This window comes from Microvirga subterranea, assembly GCF_003350535.1.
Taxonomy (GTDB): domain Bacteria; phylum Pseudomonadota; class Alphaproteobacteria; order Rhizobiales; family Beijerinckiaceae; genus Microvirga; species Microvirga subterranea.
Genome location: NZ_QQBB01000005.1, coordinates 209,854 through 231,880, shown reverse-complemented (window position 1 = coordinate 231,880; position 22,027 = coordinate 209,854). Strand labels below are relative to the sequence as shown.

26 protein-coding genes are annotated in these 22,027 nt (G+C 67.4%); 16 read left to right on the top strand and 10 right to left on the bottom strand.

Features of this window, described 5'->3' with window-relative positions:
* Position 1: 1 nt before the first annotated feature.
* Positions 2-1,027, bottom strand: coding sequence for an endonuclease/exonuclease/phosphatase family protein (locus tag DES45_RS14370; protein ID WP_114770707.1), 1,026 nt, complete (start codon positions 1,025-1,027; stop codon positions 2-4).
* 157 nt (positions 1,028-1,184) lie between these two features.
* On the opposite strand from DES45_RS14370, the gene DES45_RS25175 reads away from it, so the two are divergent.
* Positions 1,185-1,340, top strand: coding sequence for a hypothetical protein (locus DES45_RS25175; RefSeq protein ID WP_170151504.1), 156 nt, complete (start codon positions 1,185-1,187; stop codon positions 1,338-1,340).
* A 24-nt stretch (positions 1,341-1,364) separates the two neighbouring features.
* Here the strand turns inward: DES45_RS25175 and DES45_RS14365 are convergent, their stop codons facing one another.
* Both DES45_RS14365 and DES45_RS14360 read right to left on the bottom strand, forming a co-directional pair.
* Positions 1,365-1,904 (bottom strand): GNAT family N-acetyltransferase, encoded by a 540-nt coding sequence (locus DES45_RS14365; protein WP_114770706.1) that lies wholly within the window; start codon positions 1,902-1,904, stop codon positions 1,365-1,367.
* A complete protein-coding gene (locus DES45_RS14360; RefSeq protein ID WP_114770705.1) occupies positions 1,901-2,509 on the bottom strand; it encodes a helix-turn-helix domain-containing protein in 609 nt (202 codons plus the stop codon). The genes DES45_RS14365 and DES45_RS14360 overlap by 4 nt, the downstream gene beginning before the upstream one ends.
* Positions 2,510-2,653: 144 nt before the next feature.
* On the opposite strand from DES45_RS14360, the gene DES45_RS14355 reads away from it, so the two are divergent.
* Positions 2,654-2,896: a hypothetical protein gene (locus DES45_RS14355; RefSeq protein ID WP_114770704.1), complete on the top strand. Its 243-nt coding sequence runs from the start codon at positions 2,654-2,656 to the stop codon at positions 2,894-2,896.
* Between the two features lie 32 nt (positions 2,897-2,928).
* Complete coding sequence (locus DES45_RS14350; RefSeq protein WP_173949874.1) at positions 2,929-3,303, top strand: hypothetical protein; 375 nt, start codon at positions 2,929-2,931, stop codon at positions 3,301-3,303.
* 314 nt (positions 3,304-3,617) lie between these two features.
* On the opposite strand, the gene DES45_RS25170 is transcribed toward DES45_RS14350, so the two are convergent.
* Entirely contained in the window at positions 3,618-3,767 is a 150-nt protein-coding gene (locus DES45_RS25170; RefSeq protein WP_170151503.1) for a hypothetical protein, read from the bottom strand.
* A gap of 512 nt (positions 3,768-4,279) precedes the next feature.
* Between DES45_RS25170 and DES45_RS14345 the strand changes: the two genes are divergently transcribed.
* The 6 genes from DES45_RS14345 (at position 4,280) to DES45_RS14320 (ending at position 10,738) form a co-directional block, all read left to right on the top strand.
* Positions 4,280-5,197: a calcium-binding protein gene (locus DES45_RS14345; protein ID WP_114770703.1), complete on the top strand. Its 918-nt coding sequence runs from the start codon at positions 4,280-4,282 to the stop codon at positions 5,195-5,197.
* Positions 5,198-5,357: 160 nt separating this feature from the next.
* Positions 5,358-6,836 (top strand): sensor histidine kinase, encoded by a 1,479-nt coding sequence (locus DES45_RS14340; protein WP_114770702.1) that lies wholly within the window; start codon positions 5,358-5,360, stop codon positions 6,834-6,836.
* A 182-nt stretch (positions 6,837-7,018) separates the two neighbouring features.
* Positions 7,019-8,107: a TRAP transporter substrate-binding protein gene (locus tag DES45_RS14335; protein WP_114770701.1), complete on the top strand. Its 1,089-nt coding sequence runs from the start codon at positions 7,019-7,021 to the stop codon at positions 8,105-8,107.
* Positions 8,108-8,252: 145 nt separating this feature from the next.
* Entirely contained in the window at positions 8,253-8,873 is a 621-nt protein-coding gene (locus DES45_RS14330; protein ID WP_114770700.1) for a DUF2939 domain-containing protein, read from the top strand.
* A 76-nt stretch (positions 8,874-8,949) separates the two neighbouring features.
* On the top strand, positions 8,950-9,267 hold the full coding sequence (locus DES45_RS14325) for a YMGG-like glycine zipper-containing protein (protein WP_210210220.1): 318 nt from the start codon (positions 8,950-8,952) through the stop codon (positions 9,265-9,267).
* Positions 9,268-9,664: 397 nt separating this feature from the next.
* Positions 9,665-10,738 carry an AI-2E family transporter gene (locus tag DES45_RS14320; protein ID WP_114770699.1) on the top strand — a complete coding sequence of 358 codons (1,074 nt, stop codon included), beginning with the start codon at positions 9,665-9,667 and terminating at the stop codon, positions 10,736-10,738.
* A gap of 140 nt (positions 10,739-10,878) precedes the next feature.
* On the opposite strand, the gene DES45_RS14315 is transcribed toward DES45_RS14320, so the two are convergent.
* Positions 10,879-11,382, bottom strand: coding sequence for a YcgN family cysteine cluster protein (locus DES45_RS14315; RefSeq protein WP_114770912.1), 504 nt, complete (start codon positions 11,380-11,382; stop codon positions 10,879-10,881).
* A gap of 230 nt (positions 11,383-11,612) precedes the next feature.
* On the opposite strand from DES45_RS14315, the gene DES45_RS14310 reads away from it, so the two are divergent.
* The 4 genes from DES45_RS14310 to DES45_RS14295 all read left to right on the top strand — a co-directional run bounded on the left by DES45_RS14310 (position 11,613) and on the right by DES45_RS14295 (position 15,598).
* A complete protein-coding gene (locus DES45_RS14310; RefSeq protein WP_114770698.1) occupies positions 11,613-13,832 on the top strand; it encodes a transglycosylase domain-containing protein in 2,220 nt (739 codons plus the stop codon).
* A gap of 79 nt (positions 13,833-13,911) precedes the next feature.
* Complete coding sequence (locus DES45_RS14305) at positions 13,912-14,505, top strand: DUF1214 domain-containing protein (protein ID WP_210210219.1); 594 nt, start codon at positions 13,912-13,914, stop codon at positions 14,503-14,505.
* A complete protein-coding gene (locus DES45_RS14300) occupies positions 14,502-15,065 on the top strand; it encodes a DUF1254 domain-containing protein (RefSeq protein WP_114770911.1) in 564 nt (187 codons plus the stop codon). The genes DES45_RS14305 and DES45_RS14300 overlap by 4 nt, the downstream gene beginning before the upstream one ends.
* Positions 15,065-15,598, top strand: coding sequence for a GNAT family N-acetyltransferase (locus DES45_RS14295; protein WP_114770696.1), 534 nt, complete (start codon positions 15,065-15,067; stop codon positions 15,596-15,598). Before DES45_RS14300 ends, DES45_RS14295 begins: the two co-directional genes overlap by 1 nt.
* A gap of 4 nt (positions 15,599-15,602) precedes the next feature.
* Here the strand turns inward: DES45_RS14295 and DES45_RS14290 are convergent, their stop codons facing one another.
* A complete protein-coding gene (locus DES45_RS14290) occupies positions 15,603-15,809 on the bottom strand; it encodes a hypothetical protein (RefSeq protein ID WP_114770695.1) in 207 nt (68 codons plus the stop codon).
* Positions 15,810-16,057: 248 nt separating this feature from the next.
* On the opposite strand from DES45_RS14290, the gene DES45_RS14285 reads away from it, so the two are divergent.
* Positions 16,058-17,134, top strand: coding sequence for a hypothetical protein (locus DES45_RS14285; RefSeq protein ID WP_114770694.1), 1,077 nt, complete (start codon positions 16,058-16,060; stop codon positions 17,132-17,134).
* A gap of 19 nt (positions 17,135-17,153) precedes the next feature.
* Here the strand turns inward: DES45_RS14285 and DES45_RS14280 are convergent, their stop codons facing one another.
* From DES45_RS14280 to DES45_RS14265, 4 genes are all read right to left on the bottom strand, one after another.
* Positions 17,154-17,783 carry a LysE family translocator gene (locus tag DES45_RS14280; RefSeq protein ID WP_114770693.1) on the bottom strand — a complete coding sequence of 210 codons (630 nt, stop codon included), beginning with the start codon at positions 17,781-17,783 and terminating at the stop codon, positions 17,154-17,156.
* Positions 17,784-17,860: 77 nt separating this feature from the next.
* Positions 17,861-18,202, bottom strand: a complete 342-nt coding sequence (locus DES45_RS14275) for a DUF1491 family protein (RefSeq protein ID WP_114770692.1) — start codon at positions 18,200-18,202, stop codon at positions 17,861-17,863.
* Positions 18,203-19,012 (bottom strand): peptidoglycan-binding domain-containing protein, encoded by an 810-nt coding sequence (locus tag DES45_RS14270; RefSeq protein WP_147282414.1) that lies wholly within the window; start codon positions 19,010-19,012, stop codon positions 18,203-18,205. It abuts the gene before it with no gap.
* A gap of 5 nt (positions 19,013-19,017) precedes the next feature.
* Positions 19,018-20,793 carry a sensor histidine kinase gene (locus tag DES45_RS14265; RefSeq protein ID WP_114770690.1) on the bottom strand — a complete coding sequence of 592 codons (1,776 nt, stop codon included), beginning with the start codon at positions 20,791-20,793 and terminating at the stop codon, positions 19,018-19,020.
* A 310-nt stretch (positions 20,794-21,103) separates the two neighbouring features.
* On the opposite strand from DES45_RS14265, the gene DES45_RS14260 reads away from it, so the two are divergent.
* Positions 21,104-21,424 (top strand): hypothetical protein, encoded by a 321-nt coding sequence (locus tag DES45_RS14260; protein WP_114770689.1) that lies wholly within the window; start codon positions 21,104-21,106, stop codon positions 21,422-21,424.
* A 134-nt stretch (positions 21,425-21,558) separates the two neighbouring features.
* Positions 21,559-21,987, top strand: coding sequence for a SufE family protein (locus tag DES45_RS14255; protein WP_114770688.1), 429 nt, complete (start codon positions 21,559-21,561; stop codon positions 21,985-21,987).
* Positions 21,988-22,027: the final 40 nt, after the last annotated feature.

The window sequence follows — 22,027 nt, the reverse complement described above, 5'->3', positions numbered from 1 at the left end:
GTCACAGGCTGACATCGACCACCACCATCTCGTGGTCCGAGATCGGCCTGCCGTTTCCGTCGAGGGCGGGAACCACCTTCGGGGCCTCCGCCTCCAGCCCCCGGAACACCAGCCAGTCGAGCTTGCCGAAAGGCGGCCGGGGCTTGTTCGCCGGTCCGGTCCGCTGGGTCGGGCGCGGGGCGTTGGCGTCGACCCAGGCGAAGCCCGCCTTTTCCAGATCCGCGAAGAGCGGCTCGTACCGCGCGGGCTCGGCGAGCATCCGGTCGCGCTCGCCGGCGTCGCGCGGCAGGGCCTTGGTGTTGAAGTCGCCGCCGACGATGCAGGCGTCGTGCGGCGCGAAACCGTCGAGGGCCCGCAGCAGCGCCTGGACCTGCAGGTGCCGGTCGGCCTCGTCCGTCTTGCTTTCGAGATGGGTGCTCACCACCCAGAGCGGGCGCGGCGCATCCGCGATCCGCGCCGCCAGCGCCATGCGGCCGCCGATGCGCCGCTGCACGCCCTTGCGGCCCGGGAACCAGAAGCCGCTCTCCTCGAGAGGGATGAGGCACGGCTCCGCGAGCGCGAGGCCGGTCACGACGGCGTTGCCGTGGAAGCTGCATGCGTTGCGCTCGCCTGCATGAAGGCGCATCTCGCTCACGCCGCCGAGATCGAGCTCGACGAACTCGACGCCGTAGAGATAGCCCTCGCCCGTGTCCCCTGTCAGTCGGCGAACGGTGTGGACGTTGCCGGAGCGGGCCATGCCCACATCCACCTCGCTGAGCAGCGCCACATGGGCTCCGACCCGGTCGAGGAGCGCGCGGGTCCCGGCGCAGTATTTCAGCCGCTCGGCGTTGAAGGCCGCGATCCGCAGACGCCCGGGCCAGGGGATCGGCCGCGCCGGCGCCCGCTGCTCGACCGCATGCAGGGCCGCGATGCGCTCGATGAACCGCCCGTGGTTCTCCCGCGTCGCCTCAGCCCGGCGCGCCTCGGCGAGCACGGAATTGTCCGGCGCCGGAAGCTCGTCGACGATGTGTCGGATCACGGGTCGCATGGGATGAGACGCTCGCTAAGATTCAGACGCGTGAGATAGCGCCGCGCGCCCGGCACCACAGGGCCTCCGCGATGCGAATTTTTCGTGTCGGGACCGGAACTTTCCTCAACCTCGGCTGTTAACGGGCCGCACAGGACAATCTGCCGGGAGGAGGCCCATGATCACCGGGGCTGCGTTCGTTGCGCTCGTGATGGGCGCGCTCGCCTATGTCAGCGGCGATTCTTCCACTTTCCTGGTGAACCTCGCGGAGATCATAGGCGTGATCGCGCTGTTCGCGCTCGTCTGCGCGACGGAGTCGATCAGCGAGCGATAACGCGACCCGATCGACCTTCGTCCGTCACGCGGCCGCGATCTGCTTGTAGAACACCGTCGTGTCGCAGAAGCCGCCCTCCGGCCAGAGCGCGTAGTTCGGGATGACGCCGACGCGCTCCCAGCCGACGCGCTCGTACAGGCGCTCTGCATCGCTGCCCGTCACCGTGTCGAGCACGAGCACGCTCTTGCCGGCGTCCCGCGCCGCGTCCTCGGCCGCCCGCATCAGCATCGCCCCGACGCCGCGCCGGCGCGCCTCGCGGCAGACGAGCATCTTGGCGATGTCGGCCCGGTGCGGCTGGTTCTCGGGCTGCCTGAGCACCACCTGCACGGTTCCGACGATCCGTCCGCTCGCCGCGTCCCGCGCGACGATCACGATGCGCTCGCCGGCCGCGACGCCGTCCGCGACGCCGGACCAGAACGCGTCCGCACGCTCCCGCGTGAGCGGCGCCATGAAGCTCACCGAAGCGCCGCCTTCGACGCAGTCGATCAGCACGGCGGAGAGCGCGCCGACCTGCTCCCTCGCCTCCTGTGGCGACAGGGCCCGAATGGTCACGTGATCGATCATGGAGACGTTCTCTCGCGTTGAAGGCCGACCGCAGGATCGGTGGCGAGCGCCACCAGGTAATGCGCCGGCCGGTCGGCCGGGTTGTGGAAGACGATGAGCTGGTCGATGTGCATGGACAGGCAGTCACCCGATTCGAGCCGGCGGGTATCGGGGCCCACGGTGAGATCGATTGCACCGTCGATGAGCCAGACCTGCTGCTTCACCCCGACCGTTCTCGGCCCGGTATCGTAGGCGACGCGGGCGCCGGCCGGAAGGCTCACCTCGACGAGTTCGATGGGCGACGGATAGCCGGGCGACGACAGGTTTCGGCGCACATAGCCGGTCGCCGGGTCGCGCCAGACCCGCTGCTCGGCCCGGCGCGCCAGGGGCGATGCGTTCTCCCGGGGCGTTTCCGCGAAGAGGGACGCGAGCGTGACCCCGAGGCCGCCTGCGAGCTTATCGAGTACGGCCGCCGTCGGGCTGCTTTCGCCCCGCTCGATCAGCGAGATCATGGAACGGCTCACGCCGGTCCGGTCCGCCAACCCGTCGAGCGTAAGGCCGCGCTCGGCCCGGAGTCCGCGAAGGCGTTCCGCGAGGTGCGCGTTGATGTCGGTGGACCTGTCCATTAAATTAGAATGCTTATCCAATATAATGGAGTCAAGTGTCATCGCGCGGCAGGTCGCGCCCGGGACGCGGTTCCCGTGCGGTCGAGCACATCCAGGAAAGTTAACCTTGCGTTAGCTTGACGCTGCCTTTCGACGGAGGCCGCGATGAATCTGGTCCTGTCCTACTGCACCACGAGACAGTTCTCCCGAGGGATCGTTCCGCTGGCCGCCCTCAGCTTCGCCGATGTCGGGGCCCAGAACGACAATGGGCGGCCCGCGGACTTCACCCCGGACAGTTCGCCGGACGTCACGGTCATGCTGGAAGTCTTTGACCCCATGGCGCCGTTCACATCGACCGGGTCCAGCTTCGCGGAAGCACGCTTCCTTAATTTCCTAACCTTACGGTAGGTTGCGCAAGCAAGACCAATTGGGGGCAGACAATGACCATTTCTCTGAAGAAGGCGGCCGCCTCGGCGGCCGTGGCGCTCACGCTGTGCGGAGGCCTGTCGCTTGGGGCCGCTCCGGCCGCGGCGGGCCAGCGCACCGGCACGTGGAAGTACGTTCCGGGCCCGGGCTACGCCTACCGCAACCGGTCCAACGCGGATGCGGCGCTGGCGGCCGGCGTCATCGGCGGCTTGGCGATCGGCGCGATCGCGGGCTCCGCGGCGGCGCCCCGCTACAACCCGCCGACTTACGCCTATCCGGCCTATGGCGACCCACGCTTCAGCGGCCGCCGCGACTGCTACACGACCCAGCACCGGGTGACGGATCCGTGGGGCGGCAGCCGGACCCACACCTCCACCTACTGCGACTGACGGGTCCCGGAACGGCGGAAGTCGGGCATGATCCGGGGCGGAGCAGCACGGCTGCCCGCCCTTTGAGCGCGAACGCCCGACATTTCACCAGCGCGCACCTTTTCGACGAGGTTCATCGAGGCTTTGATGGAAGCCACGATGGACCGTCGTTCGGAGGGATGAGCATGGAATGGGAAGACGAGCACGTGGGATGCCCCAAATGGTACCCGCTCTTCCTGTCGGGCCTCGGCCTCGGCAGCCTCGTTCTCTACCAGCTGTTCGCGTAGAGGATCACGACGCGCCTCCAACGACTCACGCAGGCCCGAGATGCCGGATTACGGTCGCCGCTTGGCATCGCGGCCGAGCGAGAACCCTTTCGTGCCCCCATCCGTGATCGGGTAGAGGAAATCGACCGCGCCGAGAAATACCACCAAGGAAGCAACAAACACGCCAACAAAGAGGATTACTATCGAAAGCTCGTTCATAGCTCTACCTCGATAGGGCAAGGCGTTAACTATGCCTCGTCGAGGGGTGATTCAGCAATTTCTTTCAAAGGATTACCCCTTCCGCACGTCCGATGTCCCCAACGATCATTGCTCCGGGCTCGTCGTTCAGCGGGAGGCACGTTTCTCCCGAATTCTCGTCCTGTCGGGCGTTCCGCATTGCGTCGGCCCGCACCACGAGGGCCCGGCCGATCGTCATGCCGCTCCTATCCCGTTCGGGATAAGGCATCGAGCGTACCTCATCAGATGCGGAACCAAGTCCAAGCCTGAAAATTACTATGTCCTGCCTCGTATAAACGCGACAGAAATCTAAAAATACGCCGACGTAACACAGTATTTGTCAGCATTCCTACGAGATTTGATGCTATCGGCCAAGCTTATCTGAGCATGAAAGCCGCCAGCAATGACAGAAACTCCGGCATAGCTTGCCCTCCTTCCGACCGGTGCGGCCCGCGCCGCGGCATCGGCTATGCCCGAACGACAGGGATGAAACGATGGCCACCATCAACGGCAACAACGGCAACAACGATCTCATTGGCACGGACAACAACGACATCATCCGTGGATTGGGCGGCGAGGACATCATCATCGGACGCCTCGGAGACGACCTCATCCGTGGCGGCGACAACTTCGACAGAATTCACGGCGATCAGGGGAACGACCGCCTCTTCGGCGGGAACGGGTTCGATTTCGTAGCGGGCGGCGACGGCAACGATGTCATCTTCGGCGATGCGGGCGACGATCAGCTGATCGGCAATTTCGGCGACGACCAGATCTTCGGCAACACCGGAAACGACTACGCGGCCGGAAACGAGGGCAATGACAGCCTCTACGGCGGCAGCGGCAACGACTTCTTCGTTGGCGAGGCTGGAAGGGACACCATCAACGGGCAGAGCGGCAACGACTTCGTGGCCGGCGGCCTCGACGACGACATCGTCTCTGGCGGTGCCGGCCGGGACCTCGTCTATGGCGACGAGGGCAACGATTACGTGTCGGGAAGCTCCGGCAACGACATCGTTCGCGGCGGCGCAGGGGACGATACGGTCGTCGGCGGTTCCGGCCGCGACACCCTCTTCGGCGATGCAGGCGCCGACGCCTTCGTATTCAATGCAAGCCTGACGGCTGCGAACACAGGCACCAACGCGGACCGGGTCAGGGACTTCGTCGTCGCCGACGACACGGTCTGGCTCAGGGCAAGCATCTTCACGCAGGCAGGCCCGGCCGGCACCCTGTCGGCCGATGCGTTCCACATCGGAACGTCCGCCGCGGATGCCACGGACCGCATCATCTACGATCAGGCGACCGGAGCGCTCTACTACGACCGCGACGGCAGCGGCAGCGCCCAGCAGGTGCTGTTCGCCAAGCTCTCGGCGGGCCTTGCGCTGACCAACAACGACTTCCTGATCTACTAGGCAGAGCCGGCGCCATCGCGGGCCAGGAGAGCCGCCGAGGCGGCTCTCCCTTAGGGTCGCCTTCGCGCCCGGCAAGGGGATCGAACGTTATCCTATAGGCGTAACGCTTCGGCATCCCCGCACATTGCGCAACGGCAATTTTGTGACTAAGTTTCATTCGATGGACGTCGCGCGCACTGCACCTACCGACCTGACTCTTCCCGACCGCTTCCTCGGCGACCTGACGGCGCCTACTTCCCTTGCGGCAAGCGCCACCCCGCCGCAGATGCCTCACCCCTCCGCTGTCGGGAATGCCGATTCCAGGCTCGCGGTCGTCCTCGAGGGCATCGGCGACGCCTTCTACGCGCTCGACCGGGACTGGCGCTTCACCTACATCAACCGGGCGGCCGAAACCTTCTACGGCATTCCCCGCGAAGAGATGCTGGGCCGGGTGATCTGGGACCTGTTTCCCTGGTCGGAAGGAACGGAGCTTCGCGCCCGCTACGAGCAGGTCTTCCTCACCGGCGAGGCCGCCTCGTTCGAGGCCAAGGCGGTCAGCTCTCCCGACCGCTACGTGGAGTTCCACGTCTTTCCCTACGACGGCGGCATCGCGGTCAGCTTCCGCGACTGGACCGAGCGGCGCCGGGCCGAGGAGGAGCTGCGCGAGACCCAGGCGCGGCTGAGCGCGCTCGCCGACAACCTGCCGGTCGGCATGGTCTACCAGATGCTGGAGAGCGACAATTTCTTCGCCCGCAAGTTCATCTACCTGTCCGCGAGCTGCGAGCGGCTGAACGGCATTCCGGCCGAGGCGGCCCTCGCCAATCCGTTTCTGCTCTACGAGCTGCTGCTGCCCGAGCATCGCCAGCGCATGTTCGAGAAGCAGGTGGAGTCGTTCCACCAGAAGAAGCCCTTCGACATCGAGGTGGCCCTGCGCCACGCACAGACCGGCGAGATCCGCTGGCAGCGCCTCGTGGCGACACCGCGAGAACTCCCCAGCGGCGGCCTGGTCTGGGACGGCATCCAGATCGACATCACCGACCACAAGCGGGCCGAGGAGCACCTGAAGCTCCTCGTCAACGAGCTGAACCACCGGGTCAAGAACACCCTGGCGATCGTGCAGTCCCTGTCGGCCCAGAGCTTCTCCCGGGTCGACGCCTCCGTCGACGCTGCCTCCCGGGCCCGGGAGGCCTTCGAGGCGCGCCTCTTCGCCCTCGCCCGCGGCCACGACGTGCTGACCCGGGAGAACTGGGAGGGCGCGAGCCTCGCGACGATCCTCGACGAGGCCTTCGCGGCCTACCGCAAGCGCTCCGGCGAGGCCGACGCGTTCGAGGTCCGGGGTCCGGACCTGCGCGTGACGCCCTCCATGGCGCTGAGCCTGTCCATGGCCCTCCACGAGCTCTGCACCAACGCCCTGAAGTACGGCGCCCTCAAGGAGCCCGGCGGGCGGGTTCTGGTCTCATGGGAAATGGTCGCGACGGCGGACGGAAACCGGCTGGTGATGCGCTGGCAGGAGACGGGCGGTCCGCCGGTCACGCCGCCGACCCGCAAGGGCTTCGGCTCCCGCCTCATCGAGGGCGGCCTGGCGCGGGAGCTCAACGGGCAGGTCGCGATCGCCTACGAGACGGCAGGGGTCGTCTGCACCATCGACGTGCCGGTTTGATGAGCAATTCCCCGCGAGATGTCCTCAGGCATCTCAGCCATTGGTCGATACTGCGAGAAAAGCGCCTTGCAGGGGGGCGGAGATTTGGTGTCAATAAGCGCCGAGTGACAGAGTCACGATAAGAGGGACAAGTGACCGGTCATGATGTTACGTAGTCACGATAAGAGGGAGGAACCCGCTCAATGAAACGTCGTCAATTTCTCCAGGCCGCCACAATCGGCGCAGCCTCCACGGCCGTCGCCGCCCCGGCCATCGCCCAGTCGATGCCCGAACTGAAGTGGCGCCTGCAATCCGGATTCCCGAAATCCCTCGACACCATCTACGGCGCGGCCGAGGTGATCTCCAAGTTCGTGTCGGAAGCCACCGACGGCAAGTTCCAGATCCAGCCCTTCGCGGCCGGTGAGATCGTCGGCACGCCGCAGGTGGCCGATGCGGTCGGCAACGGCACCATCGAGATGGGCCATACCTGCTCCTACTACTACTTCGGCAAGGACCCGACCTTCGCCATCGGCACCGCCCTGCCCTTCGGGCTCAATGCCCGCCAGCAGAACGCCTGGCTCTATCACGGCACGGGCAACGACCTGCTGAACGAGTTCTACGCCAAGCACAACATGTACGGCATGCCCGCGGGCAACACGGGCGTGCAGATGGGTGGCTGGTTCCGCAAGGAGATCAAGACCGTCGACGACCTGAAGGGCCTCAAGATGCGCATCGCCGGCCTCGCCGGCCAGGTCATGGCGAAGCTCGGCGTCGTGCCGCAGCAGATCCCGGGCGGCGACATCTACCCGGCGCTCGAGCGCGGCACCATCGACTCGGCCGAGTGGGTCGGCCCCTACGACGACGAGAAGCTCGGCTTCTCGAAGGTCGCTCCGTACTACTACTACCCGGGCTTCTGGGAAGGCGGTCCCTCCATCCACCTCTTCATCAACCAGGGGAAGTGGAAGGAGCTGCCGAAGGCCTATCAGGCGATCCTGACCGCGGCCGCCGGCTATGCCAACCAGGACATGCTGGCCAAGTACGACGCCCGCAACCCGGCGGCTCTGCGCCGCCTGCTCGGCGCCGGCACGCAGCTGCGTCCGTTCTCGCAGGAGATCCTCGAGGCCGCCTACAAGGCCGCCAACGAGGTCTACGACGAGGTCTCGGCCAAGAACCCCGACTTCAAGAAGGTCTATGAGAGCGTCCGCGGCTTCCGCAACGAGGAATACCTCTGGTTCCAAGTGGCCGAGTACGCCTACGATACGTTCATGATCCGCGCCCGCGCCCGCGGCTGATCGCGACCTTCACGACCTCCAGAAGGGCGATCGACGATCGCCCTTTTTTGTTGCGACATCGCGCCGGACGCTGTGAAAGGGAGATCGATCCCCATATGGGGTGATTGCCGCTCCGGTCGGCCCCTGGAAGGACTAAGAACACCACATGGTCTGGACGCTCCGCATCACCGTTCTGCTGTTCATCGCCTGGCTGGCGTTTCTAATATCGCCGTTCATCGCGCTCTATGATCTGTCGCAAGCCGTGGAGGCCAAGGATGTAGGGCGAGTCACGGAGCGGGTGAACTTTCGCGCCCTGAGGACCTCCCTTTCGCAGCAGATTGCCGGCGCCTACCTTCAGACCCCGGCCGCGAAGGAATTCGGCGAGCTCGACCGGCGCGCCGCCACCAATGCGGGCGCTCTCATCGTCAATCCCATTGTCGAGAAGCTCGTGACGCCCGAGGCCCTGATCGATCTGCTCGAGGATGGCTGGCCGCAAGGCGTGTCGGGCCGCCCCCGAGGCACTAGTGCGAACGACGGAGCTGCGCAGCCCTTCAAGGTCGGGTTCGATTCCTTATCGCAGGCCTGGAGGCTCTTCATCACCTCGGAGGGGCAAGGCTTCCGCAGCGTGACGATCCCCCTCCCGCCGGATCTCGAGAAGGACAAGCAGTTCCGGGTCACGATGCGACTCAGCGGCTTCACCTGGCGTGTCACGGGGCTGGAGATCCCGCAGGCGTTGCGTAGACAGCTGGTCAGGCGCGCCCCGAGTGCAGCAGCGATTCCCGAATAAAGCTGAAAACTACGCCGGAACCGGCCTCGCTTGAGCGCGTTCAACTCCCGAACAACTTAAGCGTAAGGACAATCCAATGCGTAAGATCATCATGGCGGCTTCCGCCGCGGCCCTTTTTATTATACCTAATCTTGCCTCTGCTCAGGAAGGCACTGCGGCCGGCGTTGCCACCGGCGCCGTGACCGGCGCCATCGTGGGCGGACCGGTGGGCGCCGCCATCGGCGCCGGCGTCGGCGGCGTGGCCGGCGGCCTTGCCGAGCAGAACGCTAAGACGCAGGCCCCGGCCGGCGTGGTGGTCGTTCCGGACAGCACCGTGACGACCGGCTCGGTCCATCAGCGAACCTGCGTCGAGGACGCCTACGGCCAGCGGGTCTGCCAGGACGTCGTCCGCTAAAGACCTCATCTTCCGAAAAATCCCGCCTGGGTCACCTGGGCGGGATTTTTTTAGTCCGGTCGACGCACAAAAAAACAATCCGGGCGGCAGCTTGGCCGCCCGGTCATGCAAAATCTCAATAAAAACGAGAAAACATCATCCCTGAACGAGCAGCCAGCTTACCATCGCCAAAGGGAAAACAGTTCCAAGCAAAAAACAAATAACACCGGACGTCATGGGACAACCCTCCTTCGCCGGAACAACCGCCCGAATCTGGAAAGCGTTCCCTCAAATCGGCATATCTTCGGGCACGAATACTTCTGCAACCGACGAAATGCAGGATTCTTCCGGAGCACCTCGTCGGAACCGAGCTTCGCCGTTTCCATTGTCCAGCGAGAGACCTACCGACCGGTGAGAGATGAACGACGAACGACGCCCTTCCTCGACCGTGATCAGCGATGTCGAGTTCATCCGGAAATTCCTCATCGGGCTCGGGATCATCATCGTCGCCCTGCTGCTCTGGAAGCTCTCCAGCGTCCTGCTGCTGGCCTTCGGGGCGATCCTCGTCGCCATCATCTTTCGCGCCCTGGCCGAGACGCTGGTGCGCTACCTGCGCGTGCCGGAGCGCTGGAGCCTCGCGCTGGCGAGCGTCATCATCCTGTGCATCTTCGTGGGCCTCCTGGTCCTCTTCGGCACCCAGATCCGGACCCAGCTGTCGGACGTGATCCAACGGCTGCCCCAGGCGGTCGACAACTTCAGCCAATCCCTCGGGCTCGGGACTGTGAGCGACGACCTGACCGAGATGATCGACGCCCAGACCGCGGGCGGGCTGGCCGGGCGCCTGGCGGGAATCGGCGGCACCATCCTGGGAGGGCTCGGGGACTTCGCCCTCGTGGTCGTCGCCGGTCTCTACATCGCCACCTCGCCTCGAACCTATATCGAGGGCGCGGTGAAGCTCTTCCCCGAACGGCATCATCACCGGGTGCGAAGCTCCCTTCATGCCTCCGGCAAGGCCCTGAGGCTCTGGCTCACGGCGCAGCTCATCGCCATGACCTGCGTGGGCGTTCTCTCCACCCTGGCCTTCTGGATGATCGGCCTGCCCTACCCCTATGCCCTTGGTCTCATCGCCGGTCTCGTGGACTTCATCCCGTTCCTCGGCCCGATCCTGGGAGCCGTGCCTGCGGTCCTCATCGCCTTCACGGTCGAAGGCAACGCGGCGGCCTGGACGATCCTGGCAGTCTTCGCGATCCAGCAAATCGAAGGCAACGTGATCTTCCCGCTCGCGGCCCGCAAGCTCGTGAGCATTCCGGCCGCACTCGCCCTCTTCGCGATCGTGGCCGGCAGCATCCTGTTCGGCACCTTCGGGCTGGTCTTCGGCTTCCCGCTCGCGGTCGTCACCTACGTGCTGGTGAAGAAGCTCTACGTCCGGGAGACCCTCGGCGAGGAGACCCCGATCCCCGGCGAGGCGAAGCCGGGAGAGACGGAGGGGTAGGTTTCAACACCTGAACGGCTTTCGGGACCCAGGTGTTGAAACATGGGGCCCGGCCTCGACGAAAAAGGGGTTCGGCCAGACGGCTGAACCCCTGCGTCATCGTCGCCTCGCCGGAGGCTTTCCGGGGGAAGCAGAGCCCGTCAAGCGGGCTCCTCGGTGGGCCAGTCCACGAGCCGGTTCAACAATTCGCGAACCGTGAAGTCCTCCTCGGGCCCCGCGACCCGGTCTCGCACCGATACCCCGGCCGCGTGCACGCTGTCCGGGTCTCCAGAAACGAGCGGGTGCCACCAGTAGAGATCCCGCCCCTCGGCGAGCAGCCGGTAGGCGCAGGTCTGGGGCAGCCAGGACAGGGTGCGGACGGCCTCGGGGGTCAGGCGCACGCAATCCGGCACCTTGGACTGGCGGTCGGGATAGTCCCGGCAGCGGCAGGTCTGGCCGTCCAGGAGGGTGCAGCCGACATCCGTGTAGGCGACCTCGCCCGTATCCTCGTCCTCGAGCTTGACGAGGCAGCAGCGCCCGCAGCCGTCGCACAGGCTCTCCCACTCCTCGGACGTCATGGCGTCGAGGGTCTTGGTGAGCCAGAAGGGACGTTCCCCCGTAGAGGCGTCCTGCGGATCGGCGATGAGGGTGTGTGCGTTCGTCATGGCGGGAGCCATGGCGCCTCCTTTGCGGCGGTTTGAGGGAGAATCTGTCGCGGGGTGCGGCTTTATTGGCTCTGCGGCAATTTCTCCAGAAGGAGTAGAAGCCGTATGAACCGATAAACCTGTTCGTGAGTTGTTGATAGAAGATCGCGGCGACCTGGAAGCGTTGCCGTGACGAGAGTCAACGATCATATAACAGGCACCAGGTTGCCTGACCTGCCTCGAGGACCACCGTGCGCTCCCAGAATCCCACCCCTCTGTCCACACGGTTGAAGCGCGCGGCCCTGGCATTCGACGCATGGCTGAACTCGTTCCTGTTCCAGAGCGGGCGCGGGCTCGGCGCCGCCTGGGAAGCCTATTCCGAGAAGGCCAAGTGCCTGCGCTTCCGCGGCGTCCCCCGCCTGATCCTGGACCTCACGAGCGAGGCGACGACCCTCGGGGCCGCCGGCGCCGTCGTGATGCTGGCGCTGGCCCTCCCGGCCTTCCGCGAAACCGAGGACGACTGGCTCAAGACGCAGGACCTCGCGGTCACCTTCCTCGACCGTTACGGGCAGGAGGTCGGCCGCCGTGGCCTGCACCTTGACGATTCCTACAAGCTTGAGGATTTCCCCGACTACATGGTCAAGGCGGCGCTCTCGACCGAGGACCGGCGCTTTTACGACCACTGGGGCATCGACCCGATCGGCACCTTCCGGGCGCTCGTGGTGAACGCCCAGGGCGGCGGCGTGGTCCAGGGCGGCTCCTCGATCACGCAGCAGCTCGCCAAGAACCTCTTCCTCACCAACGAGCGCTCCCTCGAGCGCAAGATCAAGGAAGCGTTCCTGGCGATCTGGCTCGAATTCCACCTGACCAAGGACGAGATCCTCAAGCTCTATCTCGACCGCGCCTATATGGGCGGCGGCGCCCACGGCGTCGTGGCGGCGGCGGATTACTATTTCGGCAAGTCGGCCAAGGACCTGACCCTCGCGGAATCCGCCATGCTGGCCGGCCTGTTCAAGGCCCCGACCAAGTACGCCCCGCACATCAACCTGCCGGCCGCCCGCGCCCGCGCCAACGAGGTCCTGCGCAACATGGTCGAGGCGGGCTTCCTGACGGAAGGCCAGATCCAGACCGCCCGGCGCAACCCGGCGACCCCGGTCAACCGCGAGCGCGAGACGACGCCGGACTTCTACCTCGACTGGGCCTTCGACCAGGTGAAGCAGCTCGCCGCCCAGAAGAAGTTCGGCAACGAGCGCGTCCTGGTCGTGAAGACGCCGCTCGACACGTCTCTCCAGAAGCATTCGGAGCAGACCCTTGAGAACATGCTCCGGCAGCACGGCCGCCAGTACAAGGTCGGCCAGGGCGCCCTCGTAGTCATGGACGTGGACGGGGCCGTCCGCGCCATCGTGGGCGGACGCGATTACGGCCAGAGCCAGTTCAACCGCGCCGTCGGGGCCCTGCGCCAGCCGGGCTCGTCCTTCAAGCCCTTCGTCTATGCGGCGGCGCTTACCGTGAACCCGAAGCTGAAGCCGAGCTCGACCGTGGTCGATGCGCCGATCTGCCTCGGCAACTGGTGCCCGCAGAACTACGGCCGCAAGTTCTCCGGCTCCATGCCGCTCGTGTCCGCCATCGCGCGGTCCATCAACTCGATCCCGGTGCGGATGTCCCTCGAGATCGGCAAGGGCAACGCCAAGGCCGGCCGCGCGATCATCATCGATACGGCCAAGCGCATGGGCCTCACCCATCCGCTGACGGATTCGAGCTCCCTGCCGATCGGCGCCGCCGAGGTCACCGTCATTGACATGGCGGCGTCCTACGCGGTCTTCGCCAATGGCGGCCGGCGCGCCGACCCCTACGCGGCCTGGGAGGTGCGCAACTCCTCCGGCAACGTGATCTACCGCCACGAGCGCGACGTGCAGCCGAAGCAGGTCCTGGAGACCCGCGTCGTGCAGGACATGAACTTCATGCTCAACAAGGTGGTCGAGGAAGGCACCGGCAAGCGGGCGGCGCTCGATGGCATCAAGACCGCCGGCAAGACCGGCACGACCAACGCCTACCGCGACGCCTGGTTCGTCGGCTACACGGGCAACCTCGCGGCCGCCGTGTGGTACGGCAACGACGACCACAGCACCATGAACGAGATGACCGGCGGCACCCTTCCGGCCATGACCTGGAAGGAGGTCATGACGGCGGCGCACCAGAACCTGGAGATCCGTCCGCTGCTGGGCGTCGATACCGACGCCTCCCGCGTGGCCTCCTCGAAGGGTGGCATGTCGCCCGAGCAGCAGGCCTCGCAGCAGGCCTACCTGGCCGGCACCCTGTCGCGTCAGTCCTACGAGGTGCTGGGCGTGATCGGGAACCTGTTCCGGGCGGCCGACCGCGCGGCGGCCCCGGCGACCTCGCCGGAAACGCCGCAGCAGTCCGCATCCACAGGCGGATCGCCCGTCCCGGCCCGTCGGGTGGCGATGCCCTAGCCTCATGGACCACCACGCGATATTGACGGACTCATCCGCGCGCGCCCCGGCGCGCGCCACCTCCATCCGACCGGCAGCCGTGTCCTTCCGTTTCAACCCGACAGCCCTCCTGATCGTCTATGCCTTCCTGCTCGCGCTGGGGCTCGGGCTGGGCTCGGCCTATTGGGTCCTGAAGGGCGACCCGCCCTTCGGCGGCCTGCGGCTCGGCCCCTGGGAGACTTGGCCGAAGCTCGGCTCGGCGGATGCGGATCCGTATATGCGGGCGATCGTCGCCAAGCGCGGCCAGGTCCCGCTCGCCACCGGCGAGGGCCTGTCGCTCACCGCCAAGACGGACAACGAGGGGCGCCGCCTCGAATCGGGCTGCACCTACCGGATCGGTTCCGTCACGCCGCCCGCGCGGCTGTGGACCCTGACGCTCTACGACGGGGACGGACGCCTGCCCGCATCCGATCTCGGCCGGGCGAGCTTCACCTCGTCGGAGATTCTCCGCAATCAGGACGACACCTTCACGATCACCCTGGCCCGCACCTTGAGCGCCGGAAACTGGCTGCAGCTGCCGCCCAACGGGCCCTTCTCGGTCGTTCTCCGGCTCTACGACATGCCCGGCGCCGCGGGCACCAATCTCGTGGCCGGAAACTTCCCGGTGATCGAACGCGTGGGATGCGGCTCATGAAGTTGCGCAACCGCTTCCTCCTCGCCACTCTCGTCGGCCTCGTCCTGGCCGGGGGCGTCCACATCGCTGCCATCCTCGCCGCACCGCACTTCGCCCAGCAGGATGCCTTCGAGAAGATCCTGCCGACGCTCAGCGCCGAGCAGGCCCAGATCATCAGCGCGCCCGGCGGCGGCAATACCTGGCTCCCCCTGCCCGACCCGTCCGTCGCGGTCGCGGCCTGCGCGTTCGATCTGGAGGACGGCCCATCGCGGATCTCCGCGAAGACCGGGGCGCCGTTCCTGTCGTTCTCGTTCCACACCAAGACGGACGGCGTGTTCTTCGCGGTGACCGACCGCGCCGCCGTGCGCGGCGATCTCGAAATCGTCATCATGACGGCACGCCAGCTCGACGAGGCCCGTGCCGCGGAGGACGAGAACGATCCCTCGCGCGACGTGCGCGTCGTGGCGCCCGAGCGGCGCGGGTTCGTGATCGTGCGCGTCGCGGCCCCGACGCCCAGCCTGCGCGCCCAGGCCGAGGAAGCCGCCAAGGCCGTCTCCTGCACCGTCGACGAGGAGCCGTGATGTCCTGGCGTCCGATGACGTCGGAGGACCTCGACGACGTGCTGGCCGTCGCGGACGAGGTCCACGTGGACCATCCCGAGGACCGGGAGATCTTCGAGGAGAGGCTGCGCCTCCATCCCGGCGGCTGCCATGTGCTCGTCGAGGACGGACGCGTGCTCGGCTACGCGATCACCCATCCCTGGCGCTTCGCGGAGCCGCCGCCGCTCAACACGCGGCTTCGTGCGATCCCGGCCGACGCGAACACCTATTACGTTCACGACGTGGCGCTTTTGCCCGCCGCCCGTGGGCGCGGTCATGCCGCGCGGATCGGCGACCTGCTCGCCGCCGGCGCGACAGCGAACGGCTTCGCCACCATGTCCCTGGTGGCGGTCAACGGGTCTCAATCATTTTGGGAGAGGCTGGGCTTCCGGACAAAGGCCGTTCCGGGCCTTGCGACGAAGCTTCTCAGCTACGGGTCAGATGCGGTCCTGATGGCGCGCGATCTGGCGGAGGCAGGCGACCGCATCGCGCGGGCGCGTCGATCCGGGTCGTGACGGATCAGAAGCGGCGACGGCGGCCGGGACCATCCGATGCGAACGGCTTCGAGGGACCGGGCGTCGGAGCGGGATGCTCGTAGCGCACGCCGGTGAAGAGAAGGATCTCGCCCCGCTTCTCGTCGGCGGCCAGGTGCGGACGCAGGGGTCGAGAGGCGGCATCGGGAAACTTGATGACCACGCCGGGTGGTCTCGTCGCAACCTCACGCATGGGCGTCCTCCTTTCAGCGGGACAAAATCTGCTTCAACCGACCTCAACAAATAGCCCTATGGTTAACAGTCCGTTTCCGGGAGGGCGGGCCTTCACGAATGTCCCTCGCCTGATGCAAGACCAACACGAACGGCCGCGCTTATGTTCCACGCCCGGGCGATCACATCCGCTTCATTTCCCGGCTGGTTAAAGATGCGCTAACGTAAGGTCAGTAAGGTTTTCACGCAGTTGCGTTGCGTGAGGTTGAGATGGCGTTCCCTGCGAAGCCGGATCGATGGCCGGACCTGTCGAGCATTGACGATACGGAAGCAAATGGCAGGGATGCGCGGGCGTCGCTCCTGAAGGTCAATGCGGAGATGTTCGTTGCCGCACCTGCCCGCGACCGCGAGATCATCGAGACCTTCGAGACTCTGGCGCTCGGCTTCCTGCCTGCGGTCGACCGCGCATCCCTTGCGGAGATCGCCCGCATCCTCGCGCCCTGCGAGGACACGCCGGATTCCGTGCTCGACCACCTGTCGCGACACTCGCCCGAAGCGCGCGAGATCGTTCTGAAAAGCGCCGCGCGCCTGCCGGTCTCCTGCAGCGACACCTGTCTCGGAACGCCGGAGGGACGGCTTCGGCTCGCCTCCTGCTCCGCGCTGGACCGCATCATCGTCGAACGCCTCCTCGCGCTGCGCGAGGCCGACGTCGAGGATCATCTTGCGGCCAATCCCGCCTTCGTGCCGACGGAGCCTGCCTTCGCGGACCTCGTGCGGCGGGCTCAGGACCGGGCGCCGCTCGCAGCGATCCTGCTCTCGCGCACCGACCTTTCGCTCGCCGACGAGGCAGCGCTGTATCTCGCGGCCTCGCGCGAGCACCGCGCGCGGATCCGGGCGAAGATCGAGTCCGCCCTGCCCCACCGGCGGGCGCGCTTGGCCTTCATGCTGACCGAGCATGACGTCGCCGCGTTCTTCGCGGCGGCACGGCACGGCGACGTGGGCCAGTTCGAGGCGATGCTGACCGGCGCGCTCGGTTTTCCGGCCGCGGCGGAGTGGCGCATCCTGCAGGCGGGACGCTACGAGCTTCTCGCCCTCGCGCTCAGGGCGCTGGGCCTCTGCGACAAAGAGGCGACGCGCATCTTCCTCACGCTGCACCCGGTCCTCTGCCGTCCCCTCTCGACCGTCAAGGAGCTGGTGCGCACGGTCCGCGACGTGCCGAGCGCCGTCGCCCTCGCGCTCGTCGAGGCCATTCTCGGCGTGCAGGCGCTGTCGGGTCGCAGCGGACCTCCGTGCCTGTCCGAGGACGGCGACGTGATCGTCTACAGGCCGGCGAGCGCGAGCGTCTGACTCAGACGGCGCGGCGCGCTCACTTGCGCGTCGCCAGCGCGGCGGTGACCCCGAGCCCGATGAAGGACGTGCCGGCGAACCAGCGCTGCAGGCGCAGGAAGCGGCGGTTGCGGCGAAGGAAGTCGCCCGCGGCGCCTGCCACCAACGCGAACATGCCGTCGCTCAGGATGCCGAGCCCCATGAAGGTGAGCCCGAGGGCGAGGATCTGCCAGTGCACCGCGCCGCGGCCGGGATCGACGAACTGCGGCAGGAAGGCGAGGAAGAAGATCGCGGTTTTGGGATTGAACAGGTTGACCACGAAGCCGTCGCGGAAGACCCGGCGCAGCGGCTCGGCGGGAATAGCGGGCGCTTCGGGATCCGGGTCTTTGGCCATCAGGGTGCGGATGCCGATCCAGACCAGGTAGGCCGCCCCGAGATATTTCACGATCGCGAAGGCGAGCGCCGAGGACACGAGAAGCGCCGACAATCCGACCGCCGCCGCCGTGATGTGTACGATGGTCCCTAAGTGGATGCCGAGCACCGATACGAAACCGGCCGAGCGCCCCTGCTCGATGGAGCGCGCAACGATGTAGAGCACGGCCGGACCGGGCGTCAGCAGCAGCACAACGGACGCCATGATGAACAGGCCCCACAATGTCGGATCGGGCATAGGTCTCCTCCCTCGTAGAGAGTGAGCAAGCCACAGGGTGACGGCTGCGACAAGGCCCCATCGCAGCCTGCGCGGGCTCATTCCTCCGCGGCGAGATCAAGGAAGTGGCGACCCTCGCGGTCGTCGACCTCGACGAGCCACAGGTCCGTGTCGAAGCGCAGCTCGCGCTGCACCTTTTCCTCGACGTCGAGCGGCGTCACACCCTGCAGCACGACGGCGAACAGGCGCTCGCCGGAATCGTCCACGAAGAGCTGCGGGGCCGGGCCGTAGAGGCTCGCGGTCCCGTCGAGGTGATCGACCTTGACGAAGATCGCGCCGGCCTCCGCGGCGCCGCGCCGGCGCAGCACCGCCTCGACGCCCTCGACGCCGCAGCGGCGCAGATAGGCCGAGACCCAGAAGTCGGAGCGCAGGCGCGCCACTTACGGCACCGCGATGCCGGAGGCCGCCGCGAGCTCGCGCAGGGTGCGCGCGTTGAACTCGCCCGTGACCGGCAGCTTGTGATCCTGCTCGAAGCGCTCGATGGCCTGGCGCGTACCGGAGCCCATGATGCCATCCGCCTTGATGCCGTAGCCGAGCTTGGCGAGCGCCCTCTGGCCCGCGAGCACGACGTCCCCGGAATCGGAGCGGCCCACATTCGCAGGCGGCACTGGCACGGGACCGCCCATGCGGATCATCTCGCCGATGGGATCGCGCACGGTGGGAGCCCGCGCGGCCACGGGGGCCGGAGCGGGCGCCGCCGGTGCGGATGCGGTCCGCGACGTCGGCTGAGTGATGGCGCCGGGCTCGCCGTTGCGGATCAGCTCCGCGATGGCGCTGCGCGAGGGAAGCTTCGGGGGCGCAGCCGCAGGGGCCGCGGCGGGCGCCGGAGCCTGGGCGATGGGCTGGGCCGCAAATGGGCTCGTCGCCTCGGCCGCGGGCACGGGAGCAGCCGGGCGCGTCGGCGGCATCGGCTGCGCGATCTGCGGTGCGGCGTTCGAGGAGCCGTGCGGGCTGAAGAGCGGCGCCGGGTGATGGACCGTCTGGAGCGCGAGCGCGTTCCAAGCGATGTACCCGCCGCATCCCGCCAGCACGAGCGTTCCGGCGATGCGCCGCGGATGCTGGAGCGCCAGCGACAGCACACGCATGCCGAGGCTCGGCGCCTTCGGCTTCTTCTTCACCGCCGAGCGACGCCGCACGGGGGCGGAGATCGTGAAATCGTCGTCGGGGCGGGCGGCTAGAGCTTCACGCAAGGAGGTCATCCCGTCTTGAGAAGGACTACATCGGAAGAATCGGTACGCCGGGGCGCGGGCACAAGACCCTTGGCGGCGGCGGCACGGTAAGCATCGGCCGGCAGGCTGATGCGCACGCAGGTGCCGCTGCCCGACGTGCTGGAGATCCGCAGGCGGCCCTGATGCAGAGTCACGAGCCCGCGCACCACCGAGAGGCCGAGGCCGTTGCCCTTCTGGGGCCGTGCCGGCGAGGAGGCCTGGTAGAATGGCATGCCGAGGCGCGAAAGCTCGTCCTGCGCCACGCCCACGCCCGTGTCGCGGACCGCGAGGTGGATGCTGTCAGCCTCGTGACGGACCTCGACCGCCACCTCGCCGCCCCGCGGCGTGAACTTCACGGCATTCGAGAGCAGGTTGAGCAGGATCTGGCGGCAGGCGCGGCGGTCGGCCACGAGCGCCGGCAGGCCGGGCGCGAGCTCCTGCTTCAGCGTGAGCCCACCCTCGTCCGCCGGCAGCGCCATGAACGTGCAGCATTCGCCGACGAGGTCCGCGAGGTCGATTGGCTCGAAGTCCAGGTTGTAGTGGCCGGCCTCGATGGCCGAGAGGTCGAGCAGGGAGCTCACCACGCCGAGCATGTGCTCGCCCGACTGGTGGATGATCTGCGCATAGCCTTCCCGCTTGTCGACGAGGCTCGGGCCGCCCTTCCCCATCAGGATCTCGGAATAGCCGATGATGGCGTTGAGGGGCGTGCGCAGCTCGTGGCTGACGGTCGCGAGCATCTGGGCCCGCGCCTCGCTCGCGTCCACCGCCTCGCGGCGCATGGCGTCGAGCTCCTCCACGCGTGCCATGTGATCGGTGATGTCGCGGGTGACCGCGACCGCCGCGCAGCCCTCGTCGCCGGGCAGGACGAGGCGGTGCGCCCGCATCTCGACCCAGAGCGTCGTCTGCGACGGTCCCTCGCCCGCATGGACGCGGAAGCGCGCGACCGCAAACCCGGCGCCGTTCGCCGCATCGCTGATCGCCTTCAGGAAGGCCGGGCGGTCGGAGACGTGGATGCGCGTGAACAGGCCGTTGCCGTTGATGGAGGCTGGCGCAGCGCCGAGCAGCGGCGCGCAGCCGCCGTTCGAGCGCAGGACCACGCCGTTGCCGTCGTGCCAGGTGACGAGGTCGTCGATGGCCGCGAGCGCGAGGGCATCGCGGCCGAGGCCGGACTCGGAATCGTCGCCGAGAAGCGCCCCGATCCGCCGGTCTGCGACGGCGCGGGACAGGGCATGGCCGAACGCCACCGCGCCCGCGATGGCGAGAGCCCCCTCGACCGGCAGGCTCGCGCCCGCCATGCCTTCGGCCTGGAGCAGGACGCCCGCCCCGAGCCCTACGAGGGCCAGGATGGCGGCGAGCAGCACGCCGCCCCGTGACCCGGACGAGAGCGCCTCCAGGGGCACGAGCGCCAGAGCCAGCCCCATCAGGGGCAGCGAGGCTCCGGCACCGGCCATGTCCCGGGCGATGAAGCCCGCGAGCACGAGCGAGACCAGCGCCTGCGCGACGGCGAGGCTGCCCCAGCGCGACAGGACGAAGACGGCCGCGAGCGGCGCGAGGACCAGGAGGCTCCAGGAGGCGAGCAGCTCCGGCGCCACGTCGCCCAGCAGGGACAGGGGCAGCCCCACCAGGGCCACCAGGGAGGTGGCGAGGCGGCCGGCCACGAAGCGCTCCTGGCAAAGGCGCTCGGCGGGCTTGTCCAGGACCGAGCGATGGACGAGCCCGACGAGCCATTCATCGATCCAGTGGCCTGTGAGTTCTCTCTGCACGTGGTCCCTGCGACGACGCACCGCCGCTCCCCGTCTTCATACGAGCGGGACCGTGACAGAGGCGGCTTAAGCGAACCTAAAGGCAGGAACTGCTGAAGGGCCGGCGTCCAGGCGGTTGTGCCCCGGGAGCGCGGCAGAGGATGAAATCCCCCTCCCTTCTGCCTTGCGTTTCAAGAGCTTAACGCGGCACTTGCGGCGGAAACCCTTTGTTCATCCTGTTTGCAGGTTCTCCGGCGGCGTTCTCCGCAACGGGGACACGGCCCGTTATGATGCTGCACGTCATCCACCGGACAGGGCCCGCTTCCGCCGCATGTTCTCCATCCTGCGCTTCATCCTGATCGTCGGGGCGATCTTCTACTACTCGCCCGTCCGGCAGCGCGGCGACGCACCCGCGTCCGTCGAGTCGGTCCTCGGTTGGGCGAAGGGCGACGCCGCCGCGAAGGCGACGGCCGAGGCCGCATCGCCGCAGCGGCTCGAGGCCGTGTGGCAGGCCCTTCCCGAGAGCGCCAAGCAGGCGATCGTCGACAAGATCATGACCACGTCGGGCCTCGGCGGAGCCAAGGCCGCCGACACGCTCCTGCCCGGCGACCGCGATCCGGGCTGGCGCGACGGCCAGAAACCGCGCACCTGACGCGCCTCTCCTGTCGCCAAAGCCGCAACGGGCACCTATATGGACGGCAACGCGATGCTCTCATTTCAGGAGAATGCATCGGATCAATCCCGAAAGTGCCAATCCACTTTCGGGTCCGATGCTTTAGGGATCCCATGCTGCCGTCAATCGACGAGATCGTTTCCAATTTCGAGCTGCTGGACGACTGGGAGGAGCGCTACCGCTACCTCATCGAGCTCGGCCGCCAGATGGAGCCGCTCCCTGACGAGGCCCATACGGACGCCAACAAGGTGCGGGGCTGCGCCAGCCAGGTCTGGCTCGTGACGAAGCTCGAGCCCGCGGGCGGCCGGCCGGTGATGCACCTCGTCGGCGACAGCGACGCTCATATCGTGCGCGGCCTCGTGGCCCTGCTGATTTCGCTCTACCGGGGCAAGACCCCGTCCGAGGCCCTGTCCACCGATGCGCTCGCCCTGTTCAAGGAGCTCGGCCTCTCCGAGCACCTGACGCCGCAGCGCTCGAACGGCGTGCGCTCGATGGTCGAGCGCATCCGCCACGACGCCCAGACGGCGCTCGCCGCCTCTTGAGCCCTTCTGTGGCGGAAGGCGCGCAGGGCGGCCGGCGGCC

Bases quoted from the DNA above. Each gene is read 5' to 3' on its own strand.
- DES45_RS14315 (WP_114770912.1), bottom strand. From the start codon at position 11,382: ATGACGAACGCACACACCCTCATCGCCGATCCGCAGGACGCCTCTACG.
- DES45_RS14290 (WP_114770695.1), bottom strand. From the start codon at position 15,809: ATGCGTGAGGTTGCGACGAGACCACCCGGCGTGGTCATCAAGTTTCCC.
- DES45_RS14300 (WP_114770911.1), top strand. From the start codon at position 14,502: ATGAAGTTGCGCAACCGCTTCCTCCTCGCCACTCTCGTCGGCCTCGTC.
- DES45_RS14370 (WP_114770707.1), bottom strand. From the start codon at position 1,027: ATGCGACCCGTGATCCGACACATCGTCGACGAGCTTCCGGCGCCGGAC.
- DES45_RS14285 (WP_114770694.1), top strand. From the start codon at position 16,058: ATGGCGTTCCCTGCGAAGCCGGATCGATGGCCGGACCTGTCGAGCATT.
- DES45_RS14360 (WP_114770705.1), bottom strand. From the start codon at position 2,509: ATGGACAGGTCCACCGACATCAACGCGCACCTCGCGGAACGCCTTCGC.
- DES45_RS14280 (WP_114770693.1), bottom strand. From the start codon at position 17,783: ATGCCCGATCCGACATTGTGGGGCCTGTTCATCATGGCGTCCGTTGTG.
- DES45_RS25170 (WP_170151503.1), bottom strand. From the start codon at position 3,767: ATGAACGAGCTTTCGATAGTAATCCTCTTTGTTGGCGTGTTTGTTGCT.
- DES45_RS14260 (WP_114770689.1), top strand. From the start codon at position 21,104: ATGTTCTCCATCCTGCGCTTCATCCTGATCGTCGGGGCGATCTTCTAC.
- DES45_RS14335 (WP_114770701.1), top strand. From the start codon at position 7,019: ATGAAACGTCGTCAATTTCTCCAGGCCGCCACAATCGGCGCAGCCTCC.
- DES45_RS14345 (WP_114770703.1), top strand. From the start codon at position 4,280: ATGGCCACCATCAACGGCAACAACGGCAACAACGATCTCATTGGCACG.
- DES45_RS14325 (WP_210210220.1), top strand. From the start codon at position 8,950: ATGCGTAAGATCATCATGGCGGCTTCCGCCGCGGCCCTTTTTATTATA.
- DES45_RS14295 (WP_114770696.1), top strand. From the start codon at position 15,065: ATGTCCTGGCGTCCGATGACGTCGGAGGACCTCGACGACGTGCTGGCC.
- DES45_RS14255 (WP_114770688.1), top strand. From the start codon at position 21,559: ATGCTGCCGTCAATCGACGAGATCGTTTCCAATTTCGAGCTGCTGGAC.
- DES45_RS14320 (WP_114770699.1), top strand. From the start codon at position 9,665: ATGAACGACGAACGACGCCCTTCCTCGACCGTGATCAGCGATGTCGAG.
- DES45_RS14355 (WP_114770704.1), top strand. From the start codon at position 2,654: ATGAATCTGGTCCTGTCCTACTGCACCACGAGACAGTTCTCCCGAGGG.
- DES45_RS25175 (WP_170151504.1), top strand. From the start codon at position 1,185: ATGATCACCGGGGCTGCGTTCGTTGCGCTCGTGATGGGCGCGCTCGCC.
- DES45_RS14350 (WP_173949874.1), top strand. From the start codon at position 2,929: ATGACCATTTCTCTGAAGAAGGCGGCCGCCTCGGCGGCCGTGGCGCTC.
- DES45_RS14365 (WP_114770706.1), bottom strand. From the start codon at position 1,904: ATGATCGATCACGTGACCATTCGGGCCCTGTCGCCACAGGAGGCGAGG.
- DES45_RS14340 (WP_114770702.1), top strand. From the start codon at position 5,358: ATGGACGTCGCGCGCACTGCACCTACCGACCTGACTCTTCCCGACCGC.
- DES45_RS14330 (WP_114770700.1), top strand. From the start codon at position 8,253: ATGGTCTGGACGCTCCGCATCACCGTTCTGCTGTTCATCGCCTGGCTG.